The 24,618-nt window shown below is 42.7% G+C and carries 19 protein-coding genes; 3 read left to right on the forward strand and 16 right to left on the reverse strand.

Annotation, left to right across the window (positions count from 1 at the left end; translation table 11 throughout):
* Positions 1-45 precede the first annotated feature (45 nt).
* From E0409_RS08720 to E0409_RS08780, 12 genes are all read right to left on the reverse strand, one after another.
* Positions 46-897, reverse strand: coding sequence for a TauD/TfdA family dioxygenase (locus tag E0409_RS08720; RefSeq protein ID WP_131289757.1), 852 nt, complete (start codon positions 895-897; stop codon positions 46-48).
* An 84-nt stretch (positions 898-981) separates the two neighbouring features.
* On the reverse strand, positions 982-2,529 hold the full coding sequence (locus tag E0409_RS08725) for an AMP-binding protein (protein ID WP_131289758.1): 1,548 nt from the start codon (positions 2,527-2,529) through the stop codon (positions 982-984).
* Between the two features lie 48 nt (positions 2,530-2,577).
* The gene (locus tag E0409_RS08730; RefSeq protein ID WP_252151793.1) at positions 2,578-3,135 is read right to left on the reverse strand and encodes a thermostable hemolysin; all 558 of its coding nucleotides are present in this window, start codon (positions 3,133-3,135) and stop codon (positions 2,578-2,580) included.
* 341 nt (positions 3,136-3,476) lie between these two features.
* Positions 3,477-4,460, reverse strand: coding sequence for an ion transporter (locus E0409_RS08735; protein ID WP_131289761.1), 984 nt, complete (start codon positions 4,458-4,460; stop codon positions 3,477-3,479).
* 283 nt (positions 4,461-4,743) lie between these two features.
* Positions 4,744-5,871: an ABC transporter permease gene (locus E0409_RS08740; RefSeq protein ID WP_131289763.1), complete on the reverse strand. Its 1,128-nt coding sequence runs from the start codon at positions 5,869-5,871 to the stop codon at positions 4,744-4,746.
* 1 nt (position 5,872) lies between these two features.
* A complete protein-coding gene (gene rbbA / locus E0409_RS08745) occupies positions 5,873-8,626 on the reverse strand; it encodes a ribosome-associated ATPase/putative transporter RbbA (protein WP_131289765.1) in 2,754 nt (917 codons plus the stop codon).
* Positions 8,623-9,684 carry an HlyD family secretion protein gene (locus tag E0409_RS08750; protein ID WP_131289767.1) on the reverse strand — a complete coding sequence of 354 codons (1,062 nt, stop codon included), beginning with the start codon at positions 9,682-9,684 and terminating at the stop codon, positions 8,623-8,625. The genes rbbA and E0409_RS08750 overlap by 4 nt, the downstream gene beginning before the upstream one ends.
* A gap of 99 nt (positions 9,685-9,783) precedes the next feature.
* Positions 9,784-11,220, reverse strand: coding sequence for an efflux transporter outer membrane subunit (locus E0409_RS08755; protein WP_171458804.1), 1,437 nt, complete (start codon positions 11,218-11,220; stop codon positions 9,784-9,786).
* A gap of 173 nt (positions 11,221-11,393) precedes the next feature.
* Positions 11,394-11,627 (reverse strand): hypothetical protein, encoded by a 234-nt coding sequence (locus tag E0409_RS08760; protein WP_131289769.1) that lies wholly within the window; start codon positions 11,625-11,627, stop codon positions 11,394-11,396.
* Positions 11,628-11,965: 338 nt separating this feature from the next.
* Complete coding sequence (locus E0409_RS08765; protein WP_131289771.1) at positions 11,966-13,273, reverse strand: RNA-guided endonuclease InsQ/TnpB family protein; 1,308 nt, start codon at positions 13,271-13,273, stop codon at positions 11,966-11,968.
* Between the two features lie 233 nt (positions 13,274-13,506).
* Positions 13,507-16,263, reverse strand: a complete 2,757-nt coding sequence (gene acnA, locus E0409_RS08770) for an aconitate hydratase AcnA (RefSeq protein ID WP_131289773.1) — start codon at positions 16,261-16,263, stop codon at positions 13,507-13,509.
* Between the two features lie 1,035 nt (positions 16,264-17,298).
* On the reverse strand, positions 17,299-17,763 hold the full coding sequence (locus E0409_RS08780) for a MarR family winged helix-turn-helix transcriptional regulator (protein WP_131289775.1): 465 nt from the start codon (positions 17,761-17,763) through the stop codon (positions 17,299-17,301).
* Between the two features lie 661 nt (positions 17,764-18,424).
* On the opposite strand from E0409_RS08780, the gene E0409_RS08785 reads away from it, so the two are divergent.
* From E0409_RS08785 to E0409_RS08795, 3 genes are read left to right on the forward strand one after another with little or no spacing between them, the layout of a single operon-like run.
* The gene (locus tag E0409_RS08785; protein WP_131289777.1) at positions 18,425-18,997 is read left to right on the forward strand and encodes a nuclear transport factor 2 family protein; all 573 of its coding nucleotides are present in this window, start codon (positions 18,425-18,427) and stop codon (positions 18,995-18,997) included.
* On the forward strand, positions 18,967-19,467 hold the full coding sequence (locus E0409_RS08790) for a chalcone isomerase family protein (protein ID WP_131289779.1): 501 nt from the start codon (positions 18,967-18,969) through the stop codon (positions 19,465-19,467). The genes E0409_RS08785 and E0409_RS08790 overlap by 31 nt, the downstream gene beginning before the upstream one ends.
* Before the next feature lie 18 nt (positions 19,468-19,485).
* The gene (locus E0409_RS08795) at positions 19,486-20,172 is read left to right on the forward strand and encodes a response regulator transcription factor (RefSeq protein WP_131289781.1); all 687 of its coding nucleotides are present in this window, start codon (positions 19,486-19,488) and stop codon (positions 20,170-20,172) included.
* A gap of 14 nt (positions 20,173-20,186) precedes the next feature.
* On the opposite strand, the gene E0409_RS08800 is transcribed toward E0409_RS08795, so the two are convergent.
* From E0409_RS08800 to E0409_RS08815, 4 genes are read right to left on the reverse strand one after another with little or no spacing between them, the layout of a single operon-like run.
* Positions 20,187-21,512, reverse strand: a complete 1,326-nt coding sequence (locus E0409_RS08800; protein WP_131289784.1) for a sensor histidine kinase — start codon at positions 21,510-21,512, stop codon at positions 20,187-20,189.
* A gap of 30 nt (positions 21,513-21,542) precedes the next feature.
* A complete protein-coding gene (locus E0409_RS08805) occupies positions 21,543-22,592 on the reverse strand; it encodes an SAM-dependent methyltransferase (RefSeq protein WP_131289786.1) in 1,050 nt (349 codons plus the stop codon).
* 8 nt (positions 22,593-22,600) lie between these two features.
* Positions 22,601-23,380 (reverse strand): DUF1295 domain-containing protein, encoded by a 780-nt coding sequence (locus E0409_RS08810; RefSeq protein WP_131289814.1) that lies wholly within the window; start codon positions 23,378-23,380, stop codon positions 22,601-22,603.
* A 35-nt stretch (positions 23,381-23,415) separates the two neighbouring features.
* Complete coding sequence (locus E0409_RS08815) at positions 23,416-24,615, reverse strand: SAM-dependent methyltransferase (protein WP_131289788.1); 1,200 nt, start codon at positions 24,613-24,615, stop codon at positions 23,416-23,418.
* Positions 24,616-24,618 lie beyond the last annotated feature (3 nt).

The raw sequence follows: 24,618 nt of genomic DNA on the forward strand, positions 1-24,618 counted from the left end.
TTATTTCTCTTTCTATTGAATTTTTAATGTGATGTAGCATCCCGCTTAAAAGGCAGGATTTAAGCCCAGCCCCATACAAATATACAGCTTCCGGTTTTCAAGGGGCACCAGAATTTCACGTCGTCCATGCATAAAGCGCTTATTGTCAATAATCGCCAGATCGCCGTCCTGCCAGTTGATTTCAGATGTATAGTTTTCACAGTGTTCTGCAAGTTCAACAATCAAATCCTGACTGATTTCAGAACCATCGGCAAAATAAAAGCGTGGCTTTTCGTAATTGTAGGAAGGTCCCAGTAAAGTATTGGCAAAAGCGGGCACACCTTTTAAATTATCACTACGCACCATATTCATTTTCAAGTGGTACTGCACGCCTTCATCCTCTGCCTGGCTGATGCTCTGCCCAGGAATCATCTGAACAAACTGCTGCAGATCATGCTGCGTGACCTGTTCAGCATCGCTCATATTTAGTGCTGTAGCGACATATCTTTGCCAGATGTGTTTAGGTAAATAGCGGCTGATGGTCATCGGCTCAGCAAATTTTTGCTTGAGCGTTTCAGGCAGACTCTGCCAAACTTGATATCCATCACACAACGTGGTCTGAGAACCTTGTGAAGCACTTTTCTCACTAAAAAATGCAATGATGTCAGGTGGTAAAGGTGTCGTGCCGTTTTCAATATGTAGCCCCATTGCCTGGGTACCTGCATCAACTTTCTGCGATTGCCGAGTGATATTTTCACGTGCCGGGTCATAGGTCAGCTTCTGGCATAGGCTATTCATCAATTCACTGAAAGACTCTACATCATAATGTTCATCTCTTAATAACACCCAACCCTGCTCAACCAAGGTATTTTTAATGTGCTGATGAGATGATTTTAATTGTGTTTGTGCGATGTTCATTTGTTTCACTCACTGTTTCTGCCTATTTCAGGACTGATACCCGGGCAGAAGGAACTGTTTAAATTTGCCATTCATCTGCAGCAATCAACTTTGCAGCAAAGCTGCATGGAAGTGCTGTTTTATCTGGTTACGTCGTAATTTTCCGTTATCGGTCAGCATCTTATTTTTTAGGGAAAATGGCTCTGCTGCACGACACCAGTGCTTAATCTGGGCATAGTCCGGCATACGTGCATTGGCTTTTTGAATGGCCGCTTCAATCAGGTTGTCTGAAGTGTAAGCTCTGGCATAAATCACGGCGGACAAATGCGGCTGCGCTTCGCCAAAAATGGCAATCTGATGAATTTCCGGTTCGCTTAAACTGTTCGATTCCACCCATTCTGGCGAGATGTTTCGGCCAAAGCTGCTCACAATAATCTGCTTAATCCGGCCGGTAATATATAAATAGCCTTCTTCATCAAAATATCCGGCATCGCCAGTATGGATATAGGGGCTGACTGCCATGTCATTGACATAGCCAAGCATGGCATTGCCCTTGACCACCACTTCACCATTTTGTTCTATTTTGACTTCTACATGCGGCAAAATGCGTCCCACACTGCCAATTTTGCGTGCACTGGGCAAATTCAGGCTCACCACCGAAGCACATTCCGATAGACCATATCCCTCATACACCGGGAGATTTAGCCTCTGACACTGGCTGAGTAAATCTGGTGAAACTTTTCCTCCACCTACAGCAATAAATTTCAGCGTGGCAAAATCTGCAGATCCATGTTCGGCAATATATTCCACAATCGCCTTGAGCATTTGTGGGAGCAGAATCACGCTTTCAATCTGATATTTCCGCACCGCATCCACGAAGTACTGCACATTAAACTCATGATTGGAGATCAGGCCAAACTGACTAACCTCTTCCACAACCACGGATCTCCCCATGCTGAGAGCAACGTAGATCCCTGCAATATTTTCCAGTAATGTGGCAAATGGAATGAGGCATAAATGACGGCCCAAGTGACTGGATACCAGTGCATTACTTAAGGACGCTGTAATTGAGTCAATGGTTTCCTCCGCCAGGCAGACACCCTTTGGCGTACCGGTACTGCCAGAAGTATAAGTAATTTTTGAAGGCTGTTTGGAAGGGTTCAATTTTATATCACCCAGTTCAGGGTTCTCTTGATGATCCAATAAATGGATAAACTGCCCGCTGAAGGCATCTGAAGTTGAAACGTCTCTGCGACCTGCATGTTCTGTTAAATTCATCAGCCACTCGGGTATAGAGCAGTTTTTCCCGCCACATTTTTCTTCAATATCGCCACTTGTATCCGTCACACAAATACTATCGACCTGACTGTCCTGAAGCAGATGCTTGACCTGATCCGGGGTGAAAAACAGGGGAATCGGAATCACGGTTATGCCAGCTTTCCTGGCCGCAAGATCAACCAGAATCCAGTTCACACTATTGACACCCCAGATGGCGAGTCTTTGTATTTTCATCTGAATCAGTTCAGCACTGAGCTGATTCACCTGAATGTTTAATTCAGCATAACTGACCGTCCTGTCAGCACTGACAATGGCTTCCCGTATCGGGTCTTGTTTTGCATAAGTTGAAATTGCATCGAACAAACTATTCATCATTTTTAAAGATTCCGCGCTTCAGTACTGGAGAACAACTTGCATACAGATTTAGCCCTTGAAACTATAAAGTTCCTTGGTGACAGCAAGTGCCTCGGCCACATGAATGGCCAGAACATAGGGTTTCTGCTGATAGTAACTACCCCATTGTCTTTTCGCTTCGCCGAGTAGCTCGGGGTTGGCTTTATCAATCACATGAAAATGCACTCCCATCTGTTGCAGCACATATCGGACAGCAGCAGTACCGGTGCAAACTGCCCATTCAATGTTTTTCTGGGTTAAATGAAACACCAAGAAAGCCACCATCAGTTTTGCATGATCCATATTCAGTGCCGCTAGATTGCCAATTTCAACAATCTGCTCTCTTGCGACCAAAGTATTGCCAAGTTTCTCCAGGGTCATTTCAATAGGTTCATCCAGATACTGTTCCAGAAAAGCAGCGTTATTCTTTAAATGTTCCAGTCCAATAGCAACCTGCATTTCCTGTTCGACATAGCCTGCAAATAAGGTTGGAAAAAACTCAGAGATGGAGGCCTCATGTACTGCACGATATTTATCACGAATAAAGTTTTCTACTGCGATACGTTCCGATGATCTGCTTCGGTCCAAGGTTTTTACCCTGACACCAAGAGATGAATGCTTGGACGAGACTATTGGAGATAATGAATCATTTTTTTGTTCTAAAAGTTTTTGAATGTGTAGTTGTTTTTTATATTTTGGCTGATTCGGATTGTAATTCAGATAATGAATTTGATTGGATGAATTACAATCAAAGTTGAATTTTATCACTCTCATTTCACCGAATAAAAATAGATCAGTGATCAAGATAAGAGTCCAAACTTAAAAAATGCTTAATTAAACACAATTGAAAACAATACAATCAAAAATAAATATATTTAATATTATTAATAACTTAAAAATGAAAAGTAAAAATATAACTGATTTATTTTTCAATCAGGTAACTTATGCCCACAATGTGGACAGAAAAAATATTTGTTCTTTTCCTGCTCGAGTTCCTCTTCCTTACGCTCATGAATAAGCTGCAATAAAATATCTTGCGTTTGCTCTGAGCTAAGCCCCACTTCTTTACGTAAATTTTCAATTTTTTCTTTATCTTCAATTAAATCAATTTCAGCAACGTCTAAAAGTTCACGAAATCTTAATTCTAACTTGTGTTTACGTTGCCTAAGTTCACTTGCCAAACCATTTGCCAAAATACCCGCTGGAAGTGCGGCTAAACCCACACCTAAAATAGTAATCAAAGCGCCAAGGAATCGACCTATGGGCGTGACTGGCGTAACATCGCCATAACCGACTGTTGTCAGCGTAACTACAGCCCACCACATTGCAGCAGGAATTGAGCTAAATACTTCTGGCTGTGCCTGGTTTTCAACCACATACATTCCAGCGGCTGCGATTATAATCATAATAAGCAAAATAAAAATAACCGCTTGAAATGAACCCTTTTCACGCTGAATCACACGCAATAAAATTTGTAACGATACAAAATAACGCGTTAATTTGAGTAATCTGAATAATCTTAGGATTCGAAGGAAACGTAAATCAATATGCACAAAGAAGTTAATATACGCAGGTAGAATTGCCAGCAAGTCAATGATCGCACTACCGCTTCGTATCCATAACCATCTATTTTTCCATGCGCTTTCAAACGGATTTTTTTCAGCAATTGCCCAAAATCGTAATAAATACTCTACGGTAAACACAACGATTGAAAATAATTCGAAGGTATCAAATAACAATTGATAGGACTGATAGATCTCATTCATAGATTCAAGTAAAACTGCACTTGTATTACCAATAATCAATAAGATAAGAAAGATATTTACGCAGCGACTCAAGGTGCTCTCGTATTCTTCATTATGCAAATTATCGTAAACAAATCTACGAAGTTGGTACCACGCGTTGAATTCCATATCAGTGCGTTACTGTGTAATAATATTTTTTTAGTTTAGCTCAACCCAGCGCTTAGATATGAGATTTTTTAAAAAATTAATAGCTTTATTTTGATTAAGTATCTGCCCCCAGTTGATTTAAGTAGCGAGCAAAATGAGCTTGATAGAACAGATCAATAAGATACACTCACCAACTTACTTTCTGCCCAGTCATGCCAAATTAAGCCTGCATACTGCATACTGATTGTTTTCTTAACAAAAAAAGACAGTCACAAAAATACAACACCCCACTGCAAGGAAAAAGCTAGGTCATGGTATGAATCGTATCTTTAAAGCGTTTCCAGGCGACATAGAAAAATACTAGTGCAATTCCAATGAGCCATAGAAATGCAGGCCAAACTACATTCAGACCTGCCCCTCTGTATAAAATAGCTTGTGCCAGCTCCACAAAATGCGTGGTCGGTGCAATGAGCATGAGATATTGCAGAAACTCCGGCATACTTTCACGTGGTGTCATCCCGCCTGAAAGCATTTCCATGGGGATCAAAATCAACATCATCAATAGACCAAACTGCGGCATTGATTTCGACATGGTGGCCAGATAGATTCCCATCGAGGTGGTGGCAAACAGGGTCAACAAGGCGCCGAAGAAGAATAACCATAAATTGCCTTCAATGGGAACCTGCAAGGCCATTTGTACGACCAGTTTTAAACCCATAAAAGCAGCCAGCAATACCACCAGACTCATGGACCAGACTTTTGCCATCATGATTTCAAATACAGTGACCGGCATCACCATCAAATGTTCCACCGTACCGTGCTCACGCTCACGGATCAAAGCTGCACCCGTTAGAATGATCGACAGCATCGCCACGTTATTGATGATTTCCATCACACTACCGAACCATTTCTGGTCCAGCAGCGGATTAAAACGGGCACGCATTTCCAGTTCAACCGGCAAGCTGCTCACTTCACGATGGCGCAATACATATTCATTCACTTCGGACTGCACAATCTGCTGGACATAGCCTGCACCTGTCATCGCCTGAGACATGCGTGTCGCATCCACATTGACCTGAATCGAAGCATCTTTTCCAGACAGCACATCTTCCTGAAAATTGACGGGGATATTGAGAGCAAAAGTAAATTCACCGGCATCCATTCCGGCATCCATGTTATTCATTTCAGTGGTTTGAGGAATAAAATAGGGTGGATAAAAGGCCGAGGTAATTCGCTCCGATAAGGCCGATCGATCTTCATCGACCATCGCAATCGGTGCCATATTCAGGCTATCGGTCATTGCCGTCGCTGCAGTGTAAATTGCGACCGTAAAGGTGTAGATGATGAGGATCAGCATGACTGGGTCGCGCCATAGACTCCAGAGTTCTTTACAACCGAGCTGATAGATATTCTGTAGTTTTTGCCTGAACATGCTATGGCTCCTGTTTTTTTAGCGCAAGGATTGCCGCACACATAATGATCGGGACAGACAGCAGGATCACCCAAAGAGACTGATGCAAGTCTTCAAAACCTAAAGCTTTGTTAAACACGCCACGGCTGATATTCACCATATGCGTGGCAGGATAAATCTCACCAAACCAGCGACCGAATCCTTCAAGTGACGAGACAGGATTAATAATGCCGGCAAATTGCATCACTGGAATCAGCGTACCAAGCATCACCAGAAACATGGAGGCAATCTGACTCTTGGTCAGCGCGGAGGCCAATAAGCCCGTACCGGTGGAAAAAATAATAAACAGCAATGAAGCTAGGGTCAGGGTCAGGAAACTACCCTTGATCGGCACATCAAACACCACCACAATAATCAGACACATCAGGAAATAGTTCAGCATGGCCAGCACGACGTAGGGAATCTGTTTACCGATTAAAAATTCACTGCGGGTGACCGGAGTGACATAGAGATTGACAATCGAACCCAGTTCTTTTTCCCGCACCACGGACAAAGCCGTCAGCATCGCCGGGATCAGCAAAATTAATAACGGAAATAAGGCGGGTGCCATTGCAGGCAGACTTTTAATGTCAGGATTATAACGGAAGCGGGTTTCAACATTGACCAGACTCGACATTTTATAACCACTTTGCTCCAGTGCCTGCTGCATCAACCAGTGGCTGTGAATCCCTTGCACATAGCCCTGAACAGTTTCTGCACGTTGTGGCATGGCACCATCAATCCACGCCCCGATTTTAACATCCTCGCCCCGGGCAATATCTCGGGCAAAATTTGGCGGAATCTCAATAGCCAAAGAAATATCACCGCTACGCATACGCTGATCGATTTCTTCATAACTTTGTAATGCTGGTTTTTCCACAAAATAACGCGAACCGGCAATGCTCATCGTGTAGTTCTCACTTAGACCAGTCTGGTCACGATCTAGCACCGCAAACGTCAGGTCATCCACATCCATGGTGATCCCATAGCCCATCACGAACAGCAGGATAATCGACCCGACCAAGGCCATCGTGGCACGAATCGGATCACGTGCCAGCTCTAATGACTCACGCCACGCGTAACTATATAGGCGTTGTAAACTGAATCTTTTAGATTTTTCTACACTTGGTTCAGATTCATCATTAACCACGATATTCTTTGATACATCTTCAGGCTCACTTTGAGTGCCTGCGCCAGCATCCTTCAAATAACCAATAAAGGCTTCTTCCAGCGTGTCTGCCTGCCGATTTTTCATAAGTTGTGCCGGTGCAGCACTGTCCAGAACTCGACCAGCATGCATCATCGACATACGATCACAGCGCACAGCTTCATTCATAAAATGGGTTGAAATAAAGATGGTGACACCGTCATTACGGGATAAACTAATCAGATATCGCCAGAAATTATCCCGCGCAATCGGATCCACCCCTGAGGTCGGCTCATCAAGAATTAAAATTTCCGGATTATGTACCAGTGCGACCGCCAGCGACAGACGCTGACGAATTCCTAAGGGTAAATCATCGGGCAATTTATCTTTCACAGCACTCAAATCAAAACGCTGCAGCATCTGTTGCACACGTTCATCAATTTTGTCCGCTGGCACATGAAATAATTTGGCGTGGAGTACCAGGTTCTGGAGAATGGTCAGTTCACTATAGAGTGAAAAGGACTGTGACATATAACCGACACGCCGCCGGGTGCGAATATCACTGCCTTGCACCGGCTGACCAAATAGCCATGCCTGCCCTTCCGATGCTTCAAGCAACCCCGTCAACACCTTCATGGTGGTCGATTTACCACAACCATTGGAGCCCAGGAAACCAAAGATTTCCCCCCGTCTGATCTGAAAATTGACATGATCTACTGCAGTAAAATCGCCAAACTTTACCGTCAGGTCTTTGGCTTCCAGGGCATAGGCATCTGAGCCATAATCCGGCAAAGCAGGAATTACCACCGGTTCATAGCCTTTTTTCTTTTCTTCCGGTAAAAGTTTGATAAATGCCTCTTCCAGGCTTTTACTTCCTGTCAGTGCAAGCAGGTCTTGAGGTGCTCCTGTTTTCAGGATTTTGCCTTCATCCATCATCGCCAGCCAGTCAAAGCCCTGCGCCTCGTCCATATAGGCAGTCGCCACAATGACACTCATGTGAGGACGGACCGTGCGAATGTGGTTAATCAGTTCCCAAAACTGTGCTCGAGCCAAGGGATCGACCCCTGTGGTGGGTTCATCCAGAATCAGAAAGTCTGGGTCGTGAATCAGGGAACAACATAAGCCCAGTTTCTGCTTCATCCCCCCGGATAATTTTCCTGCAGGACGATCCAGGAAGTCATACAGTCCTGTGCTTTTGGTCAATTCATCAATACGTTTACGGCGCTCTTGCACACCATGACCAAACAGACGTGCCACGAACTGCAAATTTTCTTCACCGGAAAGTGTTTTGGAAAGATTTTTACCTAGTCCCTGAGGCATATAGGCAATATGCGGACAGACTTTCCTGCGATGTTTTCTGTCCGCAATATTTCCGCCTAGCACGAGCAAGGTACCTTCTTGTACCACCTTGGCACCAGCCAACAGTGCGAGCAGACTGGATTTTCCCACCCCATCTGGACCGATCAAACCAATCATGCAAGCTGCGGGAAGTGACAGAGAAATATCCTTTAAGGCTTCAGTTTTCCCATATTTCAGGCTGACATGCTGAATTTCTGCAACAATCGGTTCCGGTACAGATGGTTGTGTCATGATTTAACCTGATTCTCTAAGAAAGCTGGCCAAGCAGCATTGTCATCAATTTTGATATAGGCTACGCCTGGAAGACCTGTTTTTACTTGCTGAATGTGCTTCTGTAACAGGGCTGGATCAATTTTCGCTTTGACACGGAACATTAGTTTTTGACGTTCACTTTCTGTTTCCACGGTCTTCGGTGTGAACTGGGCAGTATCTGCAACAAAAGACACCCGGGCAGGAATCACCACATTTTTGGCAGCATCCAGCACAATGCGGACTTCGGTGCCCATCGCGATACGGCCGGCTACAGTTTCCGGCAGGAAGAACGTCATATAGACATCAGACAGATCAATGAGGTTCAGCACCCGTCCACCTGCTGCGATCATTTCACCCGGCTGCGCGACCAGGAACTGCACACGTGCTTTCAACGGAGCCTTGAGCTGTGCATCATCTAGATCAAAATTCATTCGTTCAATCGTTGCTTTAATCGCATCGACTTGAGAATGTGCACCTGATACTTGGCTACGTGCTGCTACAATTGCACTTTGTGCACTATCCACTTGCGCTTTTGCTGCACTCAATACTGCAGCTACACGTTTAACATCTGCACGTTCATCATCCAGTTGTTGTTTAGATGAAGCACCTTCTTTAGCCAAAATTTCCGTACGCGCCAAACGGTTTTTTGCAGCGACCAATTCAGTTTCGCGCTGCTGCACCACCGCTTCTGCAGCGATTTTTTCACTGATACGCATTGCGACTTGCGCTTCTGCAGTGGCAATTCCATCTTGCGCCTGACGCTGCTGTGCTTGGACTTCACGCAACTGTGCTTCCAAAGCAGAGACTTTAATGCGCGCTAAAACTTGTCCAGGCTCGACAAAATCTCCTTCCTGTACCAGAATTTCTTCCAGTTGACCAGATAACTTACTGGAGATATTGATTTCAGTCGCCTCGATCCGTCCATTGCCACTCACTAAAGCATCTGTATCGGACTTGGACATGTTTTTCCAGATCAAATAAGCGACTAAAACGGTGATGACAATTGCCCCAACAATGGATAACTTCTTAATATTCATGGATCTGATTACTCAATATATTTAATAAAATCAGGATAAAAATTTATTCACTTTTTCTTAAAATTAAAAGGTTATGCCATTCATTTTATTAAGTTTCTTCTAAAGAGGTAAAGGGTATTTTTCAGGCTGTTTCGCTATACTGCTGTCACCGCCTAGCGTAAAATACAAGGAAACATAGGACTGCATTAAAGCACTCTGGGTTTCAATCCACTGCTGTTCTGCAGATAGCAAATTCCGCTGCGCATCAAGCACATCAAGATAGCCCACTGCCCCATTATCATAGCGCAACTGGGCCAGTCGTGCAGTTTCTCTAAATGCAGTCAGGCCCTGATTCTGAATCTGCAATTGCCTGCTTAAATGTCGCTGCTGTACTAAAGCATCTGCCACTTCACGGAAAGCATTCTGTACGGTTTTTTCATAGTCAGCAACGGCAATGTCACGGCGTACTTCCGCCAAAATCAGATTGTTTTTTAAACGCCCCGCGGTAAAGATTGGAATACTGATGCTCGGTGCAAAAGACCATAACTTATTGCCCGATTTAAATAAGCCATCAAGTTCAGTGCTCGCTATGCCAAAACTGCCGGTTAGCGCAATTCGAGGGAAAAATGCCGCACGTGCAGCATGAATATCTGCGTGCCTTGAATGCAGCAGAGCTTCTGCGGCACGGATATCAGGCCGATTCAGCAATAGATCTGAAGGCAATCCGGTCTGCAACACAGCCGTTTTAAAGACCACTTGATCCAAATCCCGCTTTGGAATCTCTACAGACTGGCCAATCAGCTGCAGCAAATAGTTTGCTGTCATGTCCTGGCTATTTTGCAGCTGCGTCAATAAAGCCTGACCATTGCTGAGCAGGGTTTGCGCCTGCATATATTCCACTTTGGAGCTCGCACCGACTTCATAACGTCGTTTAAAGATATGTACAGATCTTTCATAGCTTTGCACTGAACGTTTTGCAAAATAAATACGTTTTTCCAATTCAGACAAAGTCAAATAGCTTTGGATTGATTGCTGAAGAATGCTGTTGCGTACCGCCAACTGATTGGATTCAGCTGCGAAAAATTGCTGCAATGCTGCTGCATTCAAACTGCGTATACGTCCCCAGAGATCCAGTTCCCATTGGTTCATTCCCACACCCATAGAATATTGATCTGAGGTTACTGCACGACCAATAAAGGATAAATCTGCAGGCACTCGGCTGCGCTCATAAGCTGCACTGCCGGAGATACTTGGCCATGATTCTGAACGTTGAATGCCATAAGCAGCTTGTGCTTCTTGTACCCGCAGCGCTGCTATTTTCAAGTCATGATTATGCGCCAAGGCAAGATAAGCGACTTTGATTAATGCCGGGTCATTGACATAATCTGACCAAGCTAGAACATGATATTTACCACTCTGCTGGAGGGGATATTGTGCTGGCAAGGCAACCTGGGGGGTTGTAAACGGGGCTGTATTTTGACAACCACCTAAAAAAATTAGCATTGACAGTGCGACGACACTGCTGTGTATACGATGACTGAAAAAAAACTGCTGCATCAATTATTGCCCCCAAAAGTTGGTTGGGTCATAAATATGGGAATAAACTTCAATGAACACAATTTCCGACTCACTCAACTGAACTGAAAAAATGACCAACGCAGAAAATCAACCAAATTGAAGAGGGCTGCCATATCAATGGATGCCTACCTGAATAAAGTGGAGTTCAGTGGCTACTTAGATTTAAAATGCAATTGGTACTCATCAGTAGTGACTTTTATTTTTAATTTCTTATATTTTCTCTGAGTTGGGCTCAGTGCCGAGTTTGTAACTTCTTCAGAAAATTCTGAGTCCTTCATCAGGTGTGAAAATAGCTTGTAACCTATTAATATTTTATTAACCTCTTTATCTTCTTTTACAGCTTCATTAATTAATTGGTCTAGCTCTTGTACTGAAATTATACTCATAAAGTAACTCCCTAATGATTGTTTTAAAATCAACAAAATACAATGTTGACATCCTCCCCTAGCTAAAACAAGGGGATTTCTACTGCTAGACGCTTATGCCCAAGCGCGAGTATGTTCTATAAATATTCGTTCCCGATTAGTTTCATGGCTTATCAATTGAGTGTTTCTGTTTCAGGTTTCTATGATTGGTTGCGTAACGGATTGAGCTGTCGAGCTATACGATTTAATCAAAAATCAATCCTTATTAAATTAGCGCATCTAGAAACTCAAGAAAGTTTTGACATACTCCCACCACCTTACGCCATAGGCTAGGTGGGGGATTCTAAAAGCAAAAGCTCTTAGGTGACTTCCTCACGGATTTCACTTGCTTTCTGCTTTGTAGGGCGACCTTTACCGCATCCTCCCTCCACAGACAAAACGGCATGCCCTGCCGATAAAATGTTGCGAGAAGCGTTAATATCCGCATTCTCGCTAAAACCACATTCGACACACTCAAATTTCGCTTGGGTTTGTCGATTTTCTTTTGCAACGTGACCACACGAACTACACGTTTGACTTGTATATTTAGGGTCAACTTTAACGAGTAAACCACCTCGCCATTGCTGCTTATACTCCAATTTTGTGACAAGCATTGACCAACCTTGATCAAGAATTGATTTGTTTAAGCCTGACTTGGCTTTGACATTCTTTCCTTTGTTCTCGATTGTACCTTTTGCTGACTTCGACATATTGGCTACTTTCAAGTCCTCAACTACGATCATTGCGTGGTTTTTGCTGAGAGTTGTCGTGACTTTATGCAAGTAGTCATGCCGAATATTGGCAATATGATGGTGTAGTTTATTGATCTTTAAATTGAGCTTTTTCCAATTTTGGCTGAACTTAGTTTTCTTTCTCAACTTGCGCTGTAATTTGGCTATTTTTACCTGATTAGATTTAAAACTATTGATTGGTTTAAATACATCACCCTCAGAGGTGGTAATCAGTTTTTTGATACCTAAATCCACACCAATTGCAGTTTTTGAGGGGTGGACTTGCATTTCGGTGAGTTCTTTTTCAGCGCCAAATGAAATATACCATCGACCTAATACTTTACTGATTGTCACATTTTTAATTGTGCCAATAATTTCTTGTGACTTTCTGAATTTAACGACACCAACACCATTAGGTAACTTAACTCGATTACCATCAATACCACAGTATCTATCAAACTGAACAATACGGATTGAATCATAACCATCAGACTTCTTTTTAAAACGTGGCATGAGTGATCTAAGTTGAAGCTCACTACCATCAGGCAATTTAAAAAATCTTGGTTTTTTGGCTTTAAATGGTTTTTGCTTTAATTTGGCTTGTTCTTTTGGGTTGAAAAACTTATCCCATGCAGAACCAAGATCACGAACTTTTTGTTGAAGTGAAACCCCATTTGAGCTTTTTTCCAAAAAAGCACATTCAGGTTTTTTTCTCAGATCGGGGATTTTCTTAACCAAATTATCCTTAGTGATGCGTTCATTTTTGGCAAGCATTTCAAATGACACAGCTAAAATCTGATTCCAAACAAAACGTGCAGAACCAAGCAGATTGTTTAAAACAACCTCTTGTTCCGCATTAGGCTCAAGCCTAAATTTATACGCTTTATTGATCTTCATTTAAGCCCAAGATATTGAAATATATTAACTTATTTTCAATTATTATATCATATTAGAATTATATGCACCAAGAAAAAGTCGTGAAATTCACCTCCACCCTTCATCGGGTGGAGTCCTCTTTCACCTTGAGATAGGCAATTTACTTGGTACTATTTTACTGATTTTCTCCGCAGCCGTCTTGTCTTTACAGACACAAAAAACCCGACAGGTGTCGGGCTTTTTCATCATCAAATTTAGGAAGCTAGCAAATTGCGCAAGACATAGTGCAAGATACCACCGGCCTTAAAGTATTCCACCTCATTCAAGGTATCAATGCGACACAACACTTGAAAATGGTTACACGTACCATCTGTATGTTGCACATCTATTTCCAGCATTTGATGTGGATAAATATCATCCGACAAGCCTAAAATTGACAGTGTTTCATGTCCGGTTAGGTTCAATATCTGCCGGTTCTGCCCCTCCACAAACTGTAAAGGTAACACCCCCATGCCGACCAGATTGGAACGGTGAATCCGCTCAAAACTTTCAGCAATCACCGCTTTCACCCCCAATAGGTTGGTGCCTTTGGCCGCCCAGTCACGTGAAGAACCAGTGCCATATTCTTTCCCGGCAATAATCACTAGCGGGGTTTGTTCTGCCTGATAGCGCATTGCAGCATCATAAATCGAGAGTTTTTCTGCACTTGGAATATGCAGAGTATTGCCACCTTCCTCTCCCCCCAGCATTTCGTTTTTGATGCGGATATTGGCAAAGGTGCCTCGCATCATCACCTCATGGTTGCCACGGCGGGATCCATAAGAGTTAAAGTCTTTTGCATCAACCCCCAGTTGCTGCAAATATCGGCCGGCCGGACTATCTTTTTTGATATTGCCTGCAGGGGAAATATGGTCCGTCGTGACTGAATCGCCCAATACAGCCAAAATCCGTGCCAGTTTGATCTGCTGAATTGGTCGCACCGGCTGATCAATTTCTGCAAAAAAGGGTGGATGTCGGATATAGGTCGATTGTTCATCCCAAGCATAGGTTTGACTTTGTGGAATCTGGATCGCTTTCCACTTGGCATCGCCTTCAAACACTTCCGCATATTCTTTATGAAACATCTCGGTATTCACGTTCTGCAGTGCGGCATCGATTTCCGTCTGTGTCGGCCAGATATCTTTTAAATAAACCGCTTGGCCATCAAAGCCCTCACCTATCGGCTCAGCAGTGAGATCAGTTCGAATATTCCCGACCAGACCATAGGCAACAACCAAGGGTGGCGAGGCGAGCCAGTTGGTTTTCACCAAAGGATGCACCCTTCCTTCAAAGTTACGGTTTCCGGAAAGCACTGAGGCTACATTCAAATCAAAACATTGCACAGCTTCTTCAATCGCTTCAGGTAAAGGTCCCGAATTACCAATACAGGTGGTACAACCATAACCCACCAGGTGATAACCCAGTTGATTCAAATAAGGCGTCAACCCTGCGGCATCAAGATAATCACTGACCACTTTGGAACCCGGAGCCAGTGAACTTTTCACCCAAGGTTTCCGCTGCAAACCTTTTTCGATTGCCTTTTTGGCCAATAGCCCTGCTGCCAACATGACACTGGGATTCGAGGTGTTGGTACAGGAGGTAATGGCTGAAATCACCACATCGCCATGCTGCAACGGATATTTTTTACCATCAATGATACAAAAAGCATTTTCATGTGGCAGGTTGGCCTGTTTCGCTTCAACAGCTGTGCCTCCTCCCCCTTCATTTTCCAGACGTTCTTTTTCTTCTTTAACCGGTTTCAAGGTCAGATCCATAAAGGCATCAAAGGTTTTTGGCACTTGCGACAATAGCACACGATCCTGCGGACGTTTCGGACCCGCCAGACTGGCTTCTACCGTCGACATATCTAAAGCCAGAGTATCGGTAAAGACGGGTTCATCCCCCAGATTGCGCCATAATCCTTGCAACTTGCTATAGGCCTCTACCAAGGCAATTCTTTCGGGCTGACGTCCTGTTAAACGTAAATAGGAAAGTGTCACCTCATCAACCGGAAAAAAGCCACAGGTAGCACCATATTCGGGTGCCATATTGGCAATAGTGGCACGGTCAGCCAATGGCAAATCGGCCAGGCCATCGCCATAAAATTCGACAAATTTTCCAACTACGCCTTTTTGGCGCAGCATCTGGGTAATGGTCAGCACCAGATCAGTTGCTGTAATACCTTCTTTGAGTTTACCGGTGAGTTTAAAGCCGATCACTTCCGGAATCAGCATGGAGATCGGTTGGCCCAGCATGGCTGCTTCCGCTTCGATGCCGCCTACTCCCCAACCTAACACGCCTAAGCCATTGATCATGGTGGTATGTGAATCGGTACCGACTAATGTATCAGGAAAGGCAAAGCGCTGCCCATCGACCTCATTGCTCCAGACCACTTGTGCCAGATATTCCAGATTGACTTGGTGGCAAATCCCGGTTCCTGGCGGCACCACGCGAAACTGATTGAGCGCCGCCTGCCCCCAACGTAGAAACTGGTAGCGCTCGCCATTGCGTTGCATCTCAATTGCGACATTCTGCTCAAAAGCTTGCGGGCTGGCAAAGTAATCGACCATCACCGAGTGATCGATGACTAAATCCACCGGTGACAACGGATTAATTTTTTCCGGATCACCACCGGCTTTGGCCACTGCTGCACGCATCGCGGCAAGATCAACCACGGCGGGAACACCGGTAAAATCCTGCATCAGTACCCGTGCCGGACGATACTGGATTTCCTGTTCTGAGGTTCGGTTGTTTAGCCACTCTGCCAATGCATGAATATGCTCGGTTTTCACCGTGAGCTGATCTTCAAAACGCAGTAAATTTTCCAGCAAGACTTTTAAAGATTTTGGTAGCCGGGACAAGTCACCTAACTGCACGTGCAATTTGGACAGGTTGAAAATCTGATAATGTTCTGAACCGACGGTTAATGTTTCTAAGGTATTAAAACTATTGATATCACTATACTTAGCCATCTAGTTTACCTCCGGCTTGAGATGTTATTTTTATGATCACAGTCAACCACTTCTTTACTTACTGTATGCTAACTGCGCGGCGGGTTTGTTATTATTTATTATCGGATTGCGCTAGGCAGTTAAATGCAGGGCTGCCAGGGAATTTTACCAAAGAGTTGCCGACAATTCAGATTCTGGCATCGACAATGTTTCTGCCAATCCCGTAAGGACATAAGGTAAATTGACCAGCGTATTACTTTGTTTAGTGTCTAAGGTCATAAACATGATGTCCATTTAATATGACCTGCCCCCAAAAGTTAGACGATTGATTAAGCAGCTTTTAATGACTGAATTCTGTATTGTATAAGGCTCAGTCCTGAATATTAAAAAATTTATGCTTCATCCATAATCCATTCTTTAAAAAGAGCATACTCGATTTCATGAGTACCATTTTCTGGTTTAAAAATAATTTATTTTTTGATAAACAACGTAAGGCCAATTGAATACTATAAAGTTCAACTTGTGATTCAGCTATGGCTTTTAAGATTAGCTGTTCTAAGAACTTAAACTCCCCCCCATAGTCCCTAAAAGTCACGATGCCCCATTATATCGGCTATAAACTGTTCCTTTACAAAATCTATAGCTAGCATTGGGTTTGTTGGAAGTTTCCATAATGTTTTACTATTACGTGAACGGTAGCAGCCATAAAATTGCATGATATTTTGGATTTGTGCCCAAATTTCATCAGTTATGACTCTGCGTGACATGTTAGAAAACTTAATTGTAGAAGGGAGATCTAAGATATTTTAATTGAATAGATGAGAAGAGTGAAATATGTACATTAAATGAGGACATGCCCTAATAAAGTGGATGAGATCTACACCTTTTTTAATTTATATATCCAAAATCAATTATATGTGACCCTAAAAAGTCATTCGGTACTAAAATGGGCACAAGCGAAAACGTTTCCCTGAAGGGGAAATCAAAAATTCATATGCCCGTAAAACAAAAAATGCAACAGAAACCTTTAACTGTACTTTTTTTATTAAATTGAGATTAATGAGCTAAGTTTTTGAAAATAAGTTTAAGACTTTCTAACATTTTTTCAATTTGTAGTGGTGTTAAACCTTCAAAAGATTGATCTAAAACGATATGGCTAAGATCGTTAATTTTTTGCGCCATTTGTTGTCCTTTATCGGTTAATACAACCCGGGTAATTCGAGCATCATCTTCACAACAATAAGTATTCACCAACCCTTCATCCTTTAAACGGTAGATAATTTTCGTAGTAGTCGACATCTTGGAAATTATCATTTCGGATAACTCAGATACACTCGCCTGAGGTTTGACTTTTAAAGCCAGTAAAATACGACGGCGAGAATTATCTAAACCATATTTTTTTAACGCGTGATCGATATTCTGTACATATTGAGCATGTACTTGAGTGACCCAGTAATATGGGGAATGATCCAGATTAAAATCTTCTGATGTAGAAAAAAACTTATTGTACTTTTTTGTCATGGCTGAAAACCTATAATCTATTGTTGTAATTGAAATTATTTTTTAGAATTTAATTTTATTTGAAAGTAACTGGTTTTAGCAACCCATATTACATTATTTTTATTGCTTATTCAGATATTAAGTATCTTATAAATTTATCAGGATAATCTACAAATACTTTGAATATTGTCTAACAAAATTTTAATAAATAAAAAAACCCTGACATCCTGTCAGGGTTTTTCGTATTGTTTAGCTCAGTATAACTCCTGTCATACCTTACACTCCTGTGCTCGTCTATTTTTCTTATTGTATGGAACTTCATGTTCCTGTTGGTTCCATCATAGAAAATAACGCTCAGATCACCTAGAAGCAAAGTACCTTTAATCTTTGTACGTTAAAGCCTATAAGACAGATTAAAAAGTATACGCAAACTTATCCGCAGAAATTGGGGATTATTTTAAGCATTGATGTATTGATAAAGCACAATAAATTTTTATTTTGATTAAAATGTGATCAATTTTATTGGCAAAAGATATAAGAACTGAGAGGAGATTAACCAACTTGTTTTCAAACCAGTTTTTTAAGGGTTTTTAGAGACGTTTTAGTTCTATAAATATATAAGCTGTTCACGTCCCCTTCACATCTCTTTTTTTAAATTAAGTAAAAAGGAAGGAGTATTGTGATGAAGGTTATAAAAACACTGTTGGTCTCGACCTTGGCGCTCGTCAGTTTAGCCGCCTGCAAAACGGTTCCAAGTTATAGCAGTGACTATACTCAGGCCAATCATAAAATTCAGGGGATCAATTTAACCGATCAACAAGCTTTAGATATCGGCACTCGTTTTGTTGCTGCATTTAATACCTTGGGCACTCCTGCCTTTGTGGAACAAGCCAGTAATTTATACGCTGATCAATTATTTATTAATGATACCCTCTCCCAATTTTCTCAAAAAAAAGATTTAGTCCAACATTTTCAAGGCATGAATAATCGGGTAAGCAATGTCAGCGTCAAACTGATCAGTGCTACACATCATCAGGATTCTGCTTATATTCACTGGCAAATGGCCTATAATTTCAAGATGTTTGGTCGCACTAAAACCATGGATTCTTATGGTATTAGTGAAATTAAAATCAATCAGGCGAATCAGATTATTTTCCAACAAGATTTTTGGGACCCTGCAAATGGTCTTTATCGTTCACTGCCTGTGTTCGGAGGAGTATACGGATGGCTTTTACCCTTCAAAAAATCGCTTTAACGCTGATGGCTACGGCTATCCTAGCTGTTAGTGCACCAGCGGGTGCTGCAACATTAAAAAAATGTAATACAGCGCCTTTGATCGTTACTACAAAAAATGTGGGACAGGTGAGCTATTTTGCTGAAAACTGTGAAAAAGCCTGGGACACTCAAAGTATTCAACTCGATTTTGCCTATAGTCATGACATTCCCGAATGGGCATTTAAACGGGCAGCTACTCATTTTCTGAAAAAGAACGTTGCAGGCTATAGCCCAAACATGGCCCTGAACCAGATTACCCAATGGTACAAGCCGGTCAAAAAAGGCGATTTATATCGTCTAAATTACCAACATACTGCACAGAAAATAACCTTATTACTGAATCAGAAAGTACTGGGGCAAGTGAATGATCCCCAAATAAATCAATATTTTAATATTTGGTTTGGGGCAACGCCTTTTAATGCTAAATTAAAGCAACAATTGTTAAATTAATGGTTTAATCATCGACTTATGAGCAATCACTTTATCCTCATGGTTGAGGATCACTTTGAACTGGCCGCAACGGTATGCGAATTTCTGGAAGAACATGGCTACGTCATTGACCATGCCCGTACTTTGGATGCGGCACGGCATTTTCTAAAAAACCAGCACTATCATCTGTTATTGCTGGACATTAATTTGCCTGATGGTTCCGGTTATGACCTATGTGACTGGTTGCGTAATGAGCAGGATCTGGATTTACCGGTACTGATGCTTACAGCGCGCGATACCCTGGATGACAAGTTGAAAGGCTTTGCCTCCGGAACCGATGATTATCTGGTGAAACCGTTTGACTTTAATGAACTGGTGATGCGGATTCGTGCCCTAATTAAACGTTCATTAGGTGAGGTTTCTAACAGCAAACTACAGATTCATGATTTGATTCTGGACAGTGCCACTCAAACAGTCAGTCGTGCAGGTCAGACTCTTGAACTACCACCAATTCAGTTTAAATTACTCAAAATTCTCATGCGTCACTCACCCAAGGTCATCAGCAAGCAGGAAATTATGATGGAACTCTGGGGCGACGAAGAACCGGAAAGTGATGCTTTACGCAGCCATATTTATAACCTGCGTAAAATTGTTGACAAACCCTTTGATCAAAAACTGATTCATACCGTTTCTGGGGTCGGTTTAAAAGTTGCCCTTGAAAGTTGAGATGACAGCACCGGTTAATGTAAATACACAACCACGATCAGTCCGGTGGTATCTGTCAGTTTGAGCTCACTATGGGTACTCAGATAATACTGCCGGTCAAATAACTCCACTCGCCAGCCCAGTTGTTTGCATAATTTCTGTACCAGCTGTAAGCCAATACCATGCCCCTTGGCGGTGAGAGAGAGTTGCGAATCATTCAAGGCTTGTACCTTGGCATTATTGGGTAAGCTAATGCCAATGCCATTATCTGCAATCACGATCTTATTTTTTTGCTGAATAATATTAATTTCTGATCCTTGAGAATAGTTCAGTGCATTACGTAAAATATTGCTCAACACCATCTTGGTCATTGAAGGATACAATAAACGGGGCTGCTCATTTATTTCGCCCTGCACTTCAATCAGCATGCCTTTACTGTCACTGACTGGATTTAAATCTATGACTAAATCTTCAATAATTTCAGATAACATAGATTGTTCAGGGGTCAAATCATTGGTTTTATTGCGGGCAATCGCCAGTAGTGTGTCCACCAATAACTGCATGTCTTCAATGGTATTGTTTAAGCGGCTCAATGCTTTGTCATGCCCATAACGCGCCTGACAAAGCTGCACATTACCCTTTAAAATCGTGAGTGGGGTACGCAGCTCATGACTCACATCCCCAGTAAACTCACGTTCACGTTGTATAAACTCATTCAGAACCTGATGATATTTTTCCAGTGCCTGTTTGAGGTATTCTGCTTCCATGTTGCCATTGGTATGAATACCCAGAAAAGGAGAAACCTGTTTGCTCTGATGCGCCCAGTCAATATGTTCCAGTGCATTGGCTAGACGGGTAATCGGAGAAAAATAACGTTTGGCACGGCGATTGGACCAGAGCAAAAAGCTATACAGTACAAATAAGCTAAACATCAGCGGAGCCAGACCAAACAACCAGATCAGCTTGTTGACATTGCTTTCCCCAAACACCAGTAACACATGCTGACCATTGCGCTCGCCATAGACCGTCATGCGCTCCTTGCCATCAATAAAAATACGATGCACACCATCCTCAAGCTGCATGGACTGAAAGCGGACTGGCGGAGTTTCCGTGGTCCAGCGATAACCATACAGGTTTTTGGTATCGGGCAAGTCAGCTTTGGGATTACGTTCTACCCGGGTCCAGTAATGGGCCATTTCCTGTTCAAGTGCCGTTTTCAGCAGTGAACCTTTAATGACCCATGCACTACAGGCCAGACCAATCACCACAGATAGTGCGATCAGTGCAATCTGCAACCAGTAATAACGGTTGAACACCTTACTTAATTGCGTACTAGGACTGTTTGAACCGGGTTTCAACATAAATTGACCACAATGATAAAGCTGAGAAAATTATACGCTTTTCTTTTTGAACAGGAAGTGACCAACCACCCATTCCTGCCCCTGCTCCAAACCGAACAGTTCAGCACAAGCCATAAAGAAAATGCGCCAGCGTTGCCACCAGGCAGCTGCATCTTTGCCATAGACCTGCTGAAATAAAGGCTTCAGTTCAGCCTGCTGGCGATCCATATTGTCCAGCCATGCATTTGCTGTTTTCTCATAATGTGTGCCTGACCACTGCCAATGTTGGCTGAGCTCCAAATGCTGCTGAAAATGCAGGAACGTGGAGGCCGAAGGCATCAGACCGCCGGTAAAGAAATACTTCGACATCCAGTCATATTCAGATTTAATTTCAAAAGGATAATGTAAAAAACGGTGGCAGAAAATATGACACCACAATAAACCATCGGCCTTTAACCAACCCTGAATTTTTTCAAATAAACGCTGATAATTACGCACATGCTCGAACATTTCCACCGAAACCACCCGGTCGAAAGACGCAGGCTCCAGTTCCAGCACATTCACATCACAGGTGATGACCTTCAGATTGCTAAAGCCACGCGCCTGTGCCTGAGCCTGAATATGCTGGCGCTGCGTCGCAGAATTGGACACAGCCGTAATTTTGGCATTTGGATAATGCTCTGCCATCCACAGCGTTAAAGATCCCCAACCACAGCCCAGCTCAAGTATGTGCTGACCATCTTTTAATTGTGCGCGCTCAGCATAAAGCTGTAGGGCATTTTCTTCGGCTTCATCCAGCGTTGTTTTTTCATTTGGAAAATAGCAGGCACTGTATTTCAATCGCTTGCCCAGCACCGCCTGAAAAAACTCGGTCGGTAATTCATAATGCTGTTCGTTGGCTTTGTCTGTGGCGACGGCAATTTCACTGCTTTTCAGCATATTGAGCACGTCCATATAACGCTGAGCAGCCTGTTCAGGATCATAACGCCCTTCCTGAATCAGTCTTTTTTTACTCAGTGCCCGGATAGCAGCACGAATCGCCTGATCTGGAATCAGCCCACTTTCAACTAATTTTAATGATTTATGAATGATAAAATCCATGTGCCTACCTACTTTTTGGGTTTCCACAAAATAAACATCGATGTTCGTTGTTGATAATCACGATAATTCTGTCCCCGGTTTTTCAGGGCTTGTTGCTCGTTAAACGGAATGCCGGTGATGTAATATAAAAACAGCCACATTAGCACGGGATAAATCCATAACACATATAAACCCACGGCTAAACCTAAGATGGGATAAGCAAACCAATGCAACCATTCAAAGAAATAATTAGGATGGCGCGAATATCTCCACAAACCTTGATCCATGGTTTTGCCATGATTCTCAGGATTAAGTTTAAATCTATACAATTGCTGATCAGCCAGTGTTTCACCCGTCAATGCGATAACCATAATGAATGCTGAGATGACCAGCAAAATCATGCTCTCATTTCCCCACTGTTCTGCAGGTATATTTAACAGCATCCACATCGGCAGGAAAAAAAGAATCGCTAAACCAGCCTGAAAGATGAAAAACGCCAAAAACCCGAAGTGTTGAAATTTTCCCATGGCGCGTCGCATATTGGCATAACGGCGGTCTTCTTGCTGTTCTGACTGATAACGCCGCAGTAAATGCCAAAAAAGACGTAAGAACCAGAAGCCACTCAATACACCAATAAAGACACGAAGCCAGTCAGGTGCAGTTTCAATCAATACTGCACTTAACAACAGATTCAATGTGATACAAAAAGCCCAAGCTACATCGACAATACCAGCACGGCGATTGAACAGCGTTAGTAGCCAGCAGCACAGCATGATGAATACATTCAGCAGGAAAAGATTTCCTAACATCATTTTGTCTCCTTCATCTGTGGGGTTAATCGGACTTAATACGGACTGGCTTCAAACAGCATATGCACGTCACTAATTACGCCTTCTTTAAAGCCACCTTCGCAATAACACAAATAGAAATCCCACATCCGAATAAAGTTGTCATCAAAACCCAGTGCCTTAACCTGATCCTGAGCCGCTAAAAACCGCTCACGCCAGTGATGCAAGGTCTGAGCATAGCTTTGACCAATATCATCCAGCTGTTTCAAACGTAATTTCTGTTCAGAAGCACTTTGCGTTAAAACACTGATGCAGGGAATAAAACTACCCGGAAAAATATAGCGTTTAATATAATCCACGGTATGCAATGCTTTTTTATAGCGTGCATCTTCAATGGTAATAGCCTGAATCAGTGCCAGACCATGTGGCTTAAGCAAGGCTCTGCATTTTTCAAAATAGGTCGGCAGATATTGCTCCCCGACAGCTTCAATCATTTCAATCGAGACCAGTTTATCGAACTTGCCTTGCAGCAGACGGTAATCCTTGAGCTGTACATCAATACGGTGACTTAAACCGGCAGCCTCAATACGTTTAACTGCTTCATCATACTGGGCTTGGGAAATGGTAATGGTGGTGACCTGACAGCCGTAATGTTGTGCCGCATAAATGGCAAAACCACCCCAGCCGCTGCCAATTTCGACCAGATGATCGAGCGGTTTTAACTGTAATTTCTGACAAATCAGCTCTTTTTTATCATCAGAGGCCTGTTCCAGACTGGTGTGCGTATCTTTAAACACCGCACTGGAGTACATCATGGAAGAATCGAGGAACAGTTTAAAAAAGTCATTGCTGAGGTCGTAGTGCTCTGCAATATTTTTACGGCTGCCTTTCAGCGTGTTTTGGCGGCTCTTGTACCAGCTTTTCAGCGCGAGCTGACTGGCCTGTACAATAAAATTCTGATTGATTTTATCCAGTACATCACGGTTACGGGCCAACAGTTGAATCAACTGAACTAAGTCATCACTACTCCAATAGCCCCGAATATAAGCTTCAGCTGCACCTAAAACACCATTTTTGATAATCAGGTCAATTAATTCAGCATTATGAACATGAATATCTACATTTAAATCAGAAGGCTCACCCACTGTACCATTCCATATTCCTTGAAAATGGATTTGGCCATGACGCAATTTAAGTACGCGTCTTAACACCCAGGGCAATGTATCCTGTTCACCGTAAATAAAAGTTTTCAGCATGAC

Origin of the sequence: Acinetobacter sp. ANC 4862 (assembly GCF_004336635.1) — a bacterium.
Taxonomy (GTDB): Bacteria; Pseudomonadota; Gammaproteobacteria; order Pseudomonadales; family Moraxellaceae; genus Acinetobacter.

Coding starts and splice junctions, on each gene's coding strand:
- E0409_RS08790 (WP_131289779.1), top strand. CDS start 18,967: ATGGCTTTTACCCTTCAAAAAATCGCTTTAACGCTGATGGCTACGGCT.
- E0409_RS08755 (WP_171458804.1), bottom strand. CDS start 11,220: ATGCAGCAGTTTTTTTTCAGTCATCGTATACACAGCAGTGTCGTCGCA.
- E0409_RS08815 (WP_131289788.1), bottom strand. CDS start 24,615: ATGCTGAAAACTTTTATTTACGGTGAACAGGATACATTGCCCTGGGTG.
- E0409_RS08765 (WP_131289771.1), bottom strand. CDS start 13,273: ATGAAGATCAATAAAGCGTATAAATTTAGGCTTGAGCCTAATGCGGAA.
- E0409_RS08800 (WP_131289784.1), bottom strand. CDS start 21,512: ATGTTGAAACCCGGTTCAAACAGTCCTAGTACGCAATTAAGTAAGGTG.
- E0409_RS08780 (WP_131289775.1), bottom strand. CDS start 17,763: ATGACAAAAAAGTACAATAAGTTTTTTTCTACATCAGAAGATTTTAAT.
- E0409_RS08760 (WP_131289769.1), bottom strand. CDS start 11,627: ATGAGTATAATTTCAGTACAAGAGCTAGACCAATTAATTAATGAAGCT.
- E0409_RS08750 (WP_131289767.1), bottom strand. CDS start 9,684: ATGAATATTAAGAAGTTATCCATTGTTGGGGCAATTGTCATCACCGTT.
- E0409_RS08785 (WP_131289777.1), top strand. CDS start 18,425: ATGAAGGTTATAAAAACACTGTTGGTCTCGACCTTGGCGCTCGTCAGT.
- E0409_RS08795 (WP_131289781.1), top strand. CDS start 19,486: ATGAGCAATCACTTTATCCTCATGGTTGAGGATCACTTTGAACTGGCC.
- E0409_RS08725 (WP_131289758.1), bottom strand. CDS start 2,529: ATGATGAATAGTTTGTTCGATGCAATTTCAACTTATGCAAAACAAGAC.
- E0409_RS08805 (WP_131289786.1), bottom strand. CDS start 22,592: ATGGATTTTATCATTCATAAATCATTAAAATTAGTTGAAAGTGGGCTG.
- E0409_RS08720 (WP_131289757.1), bottom strand. CDS start 897: ATGAACATCGCACAAACACAATTAAAATCATCTCATCAGCACATTAAA.
- E0409_RS08740 (WP_131289763.1), bottom strand. CDS start 5,871: ATGTTCAGGCAAAAACTACAGAATATCTATCAGCTCGGTTGTAAAGAA.
- E0409_RS08810 (WP_131289814.1), bottom strand. CDS start 23,380: ATGTTAGGAAATCTTTTCCTGCTGAATGTATTCATCATGCTGTGCTGC.
- acnA (WP_131289773.1), bottom strand. CDS start 16,263: ATGGCTAAGTATAGTGATATCAATAGTTTTAATACCTTAGAAACATTA.
- rbbA (WP_131289765.1), bottom strand. CDS start 8,626: ATGACACAACCATCTGTACCGGAACCGATTGTTGCAGAAATTCAGCAT.
- E0409_RS08735 (WP_131289761.1), bottom strand. CDS start 4,460: ATGGAATTCAACGCGTGGTACCAACTTCGTAGATTTGTTTACGATAAT.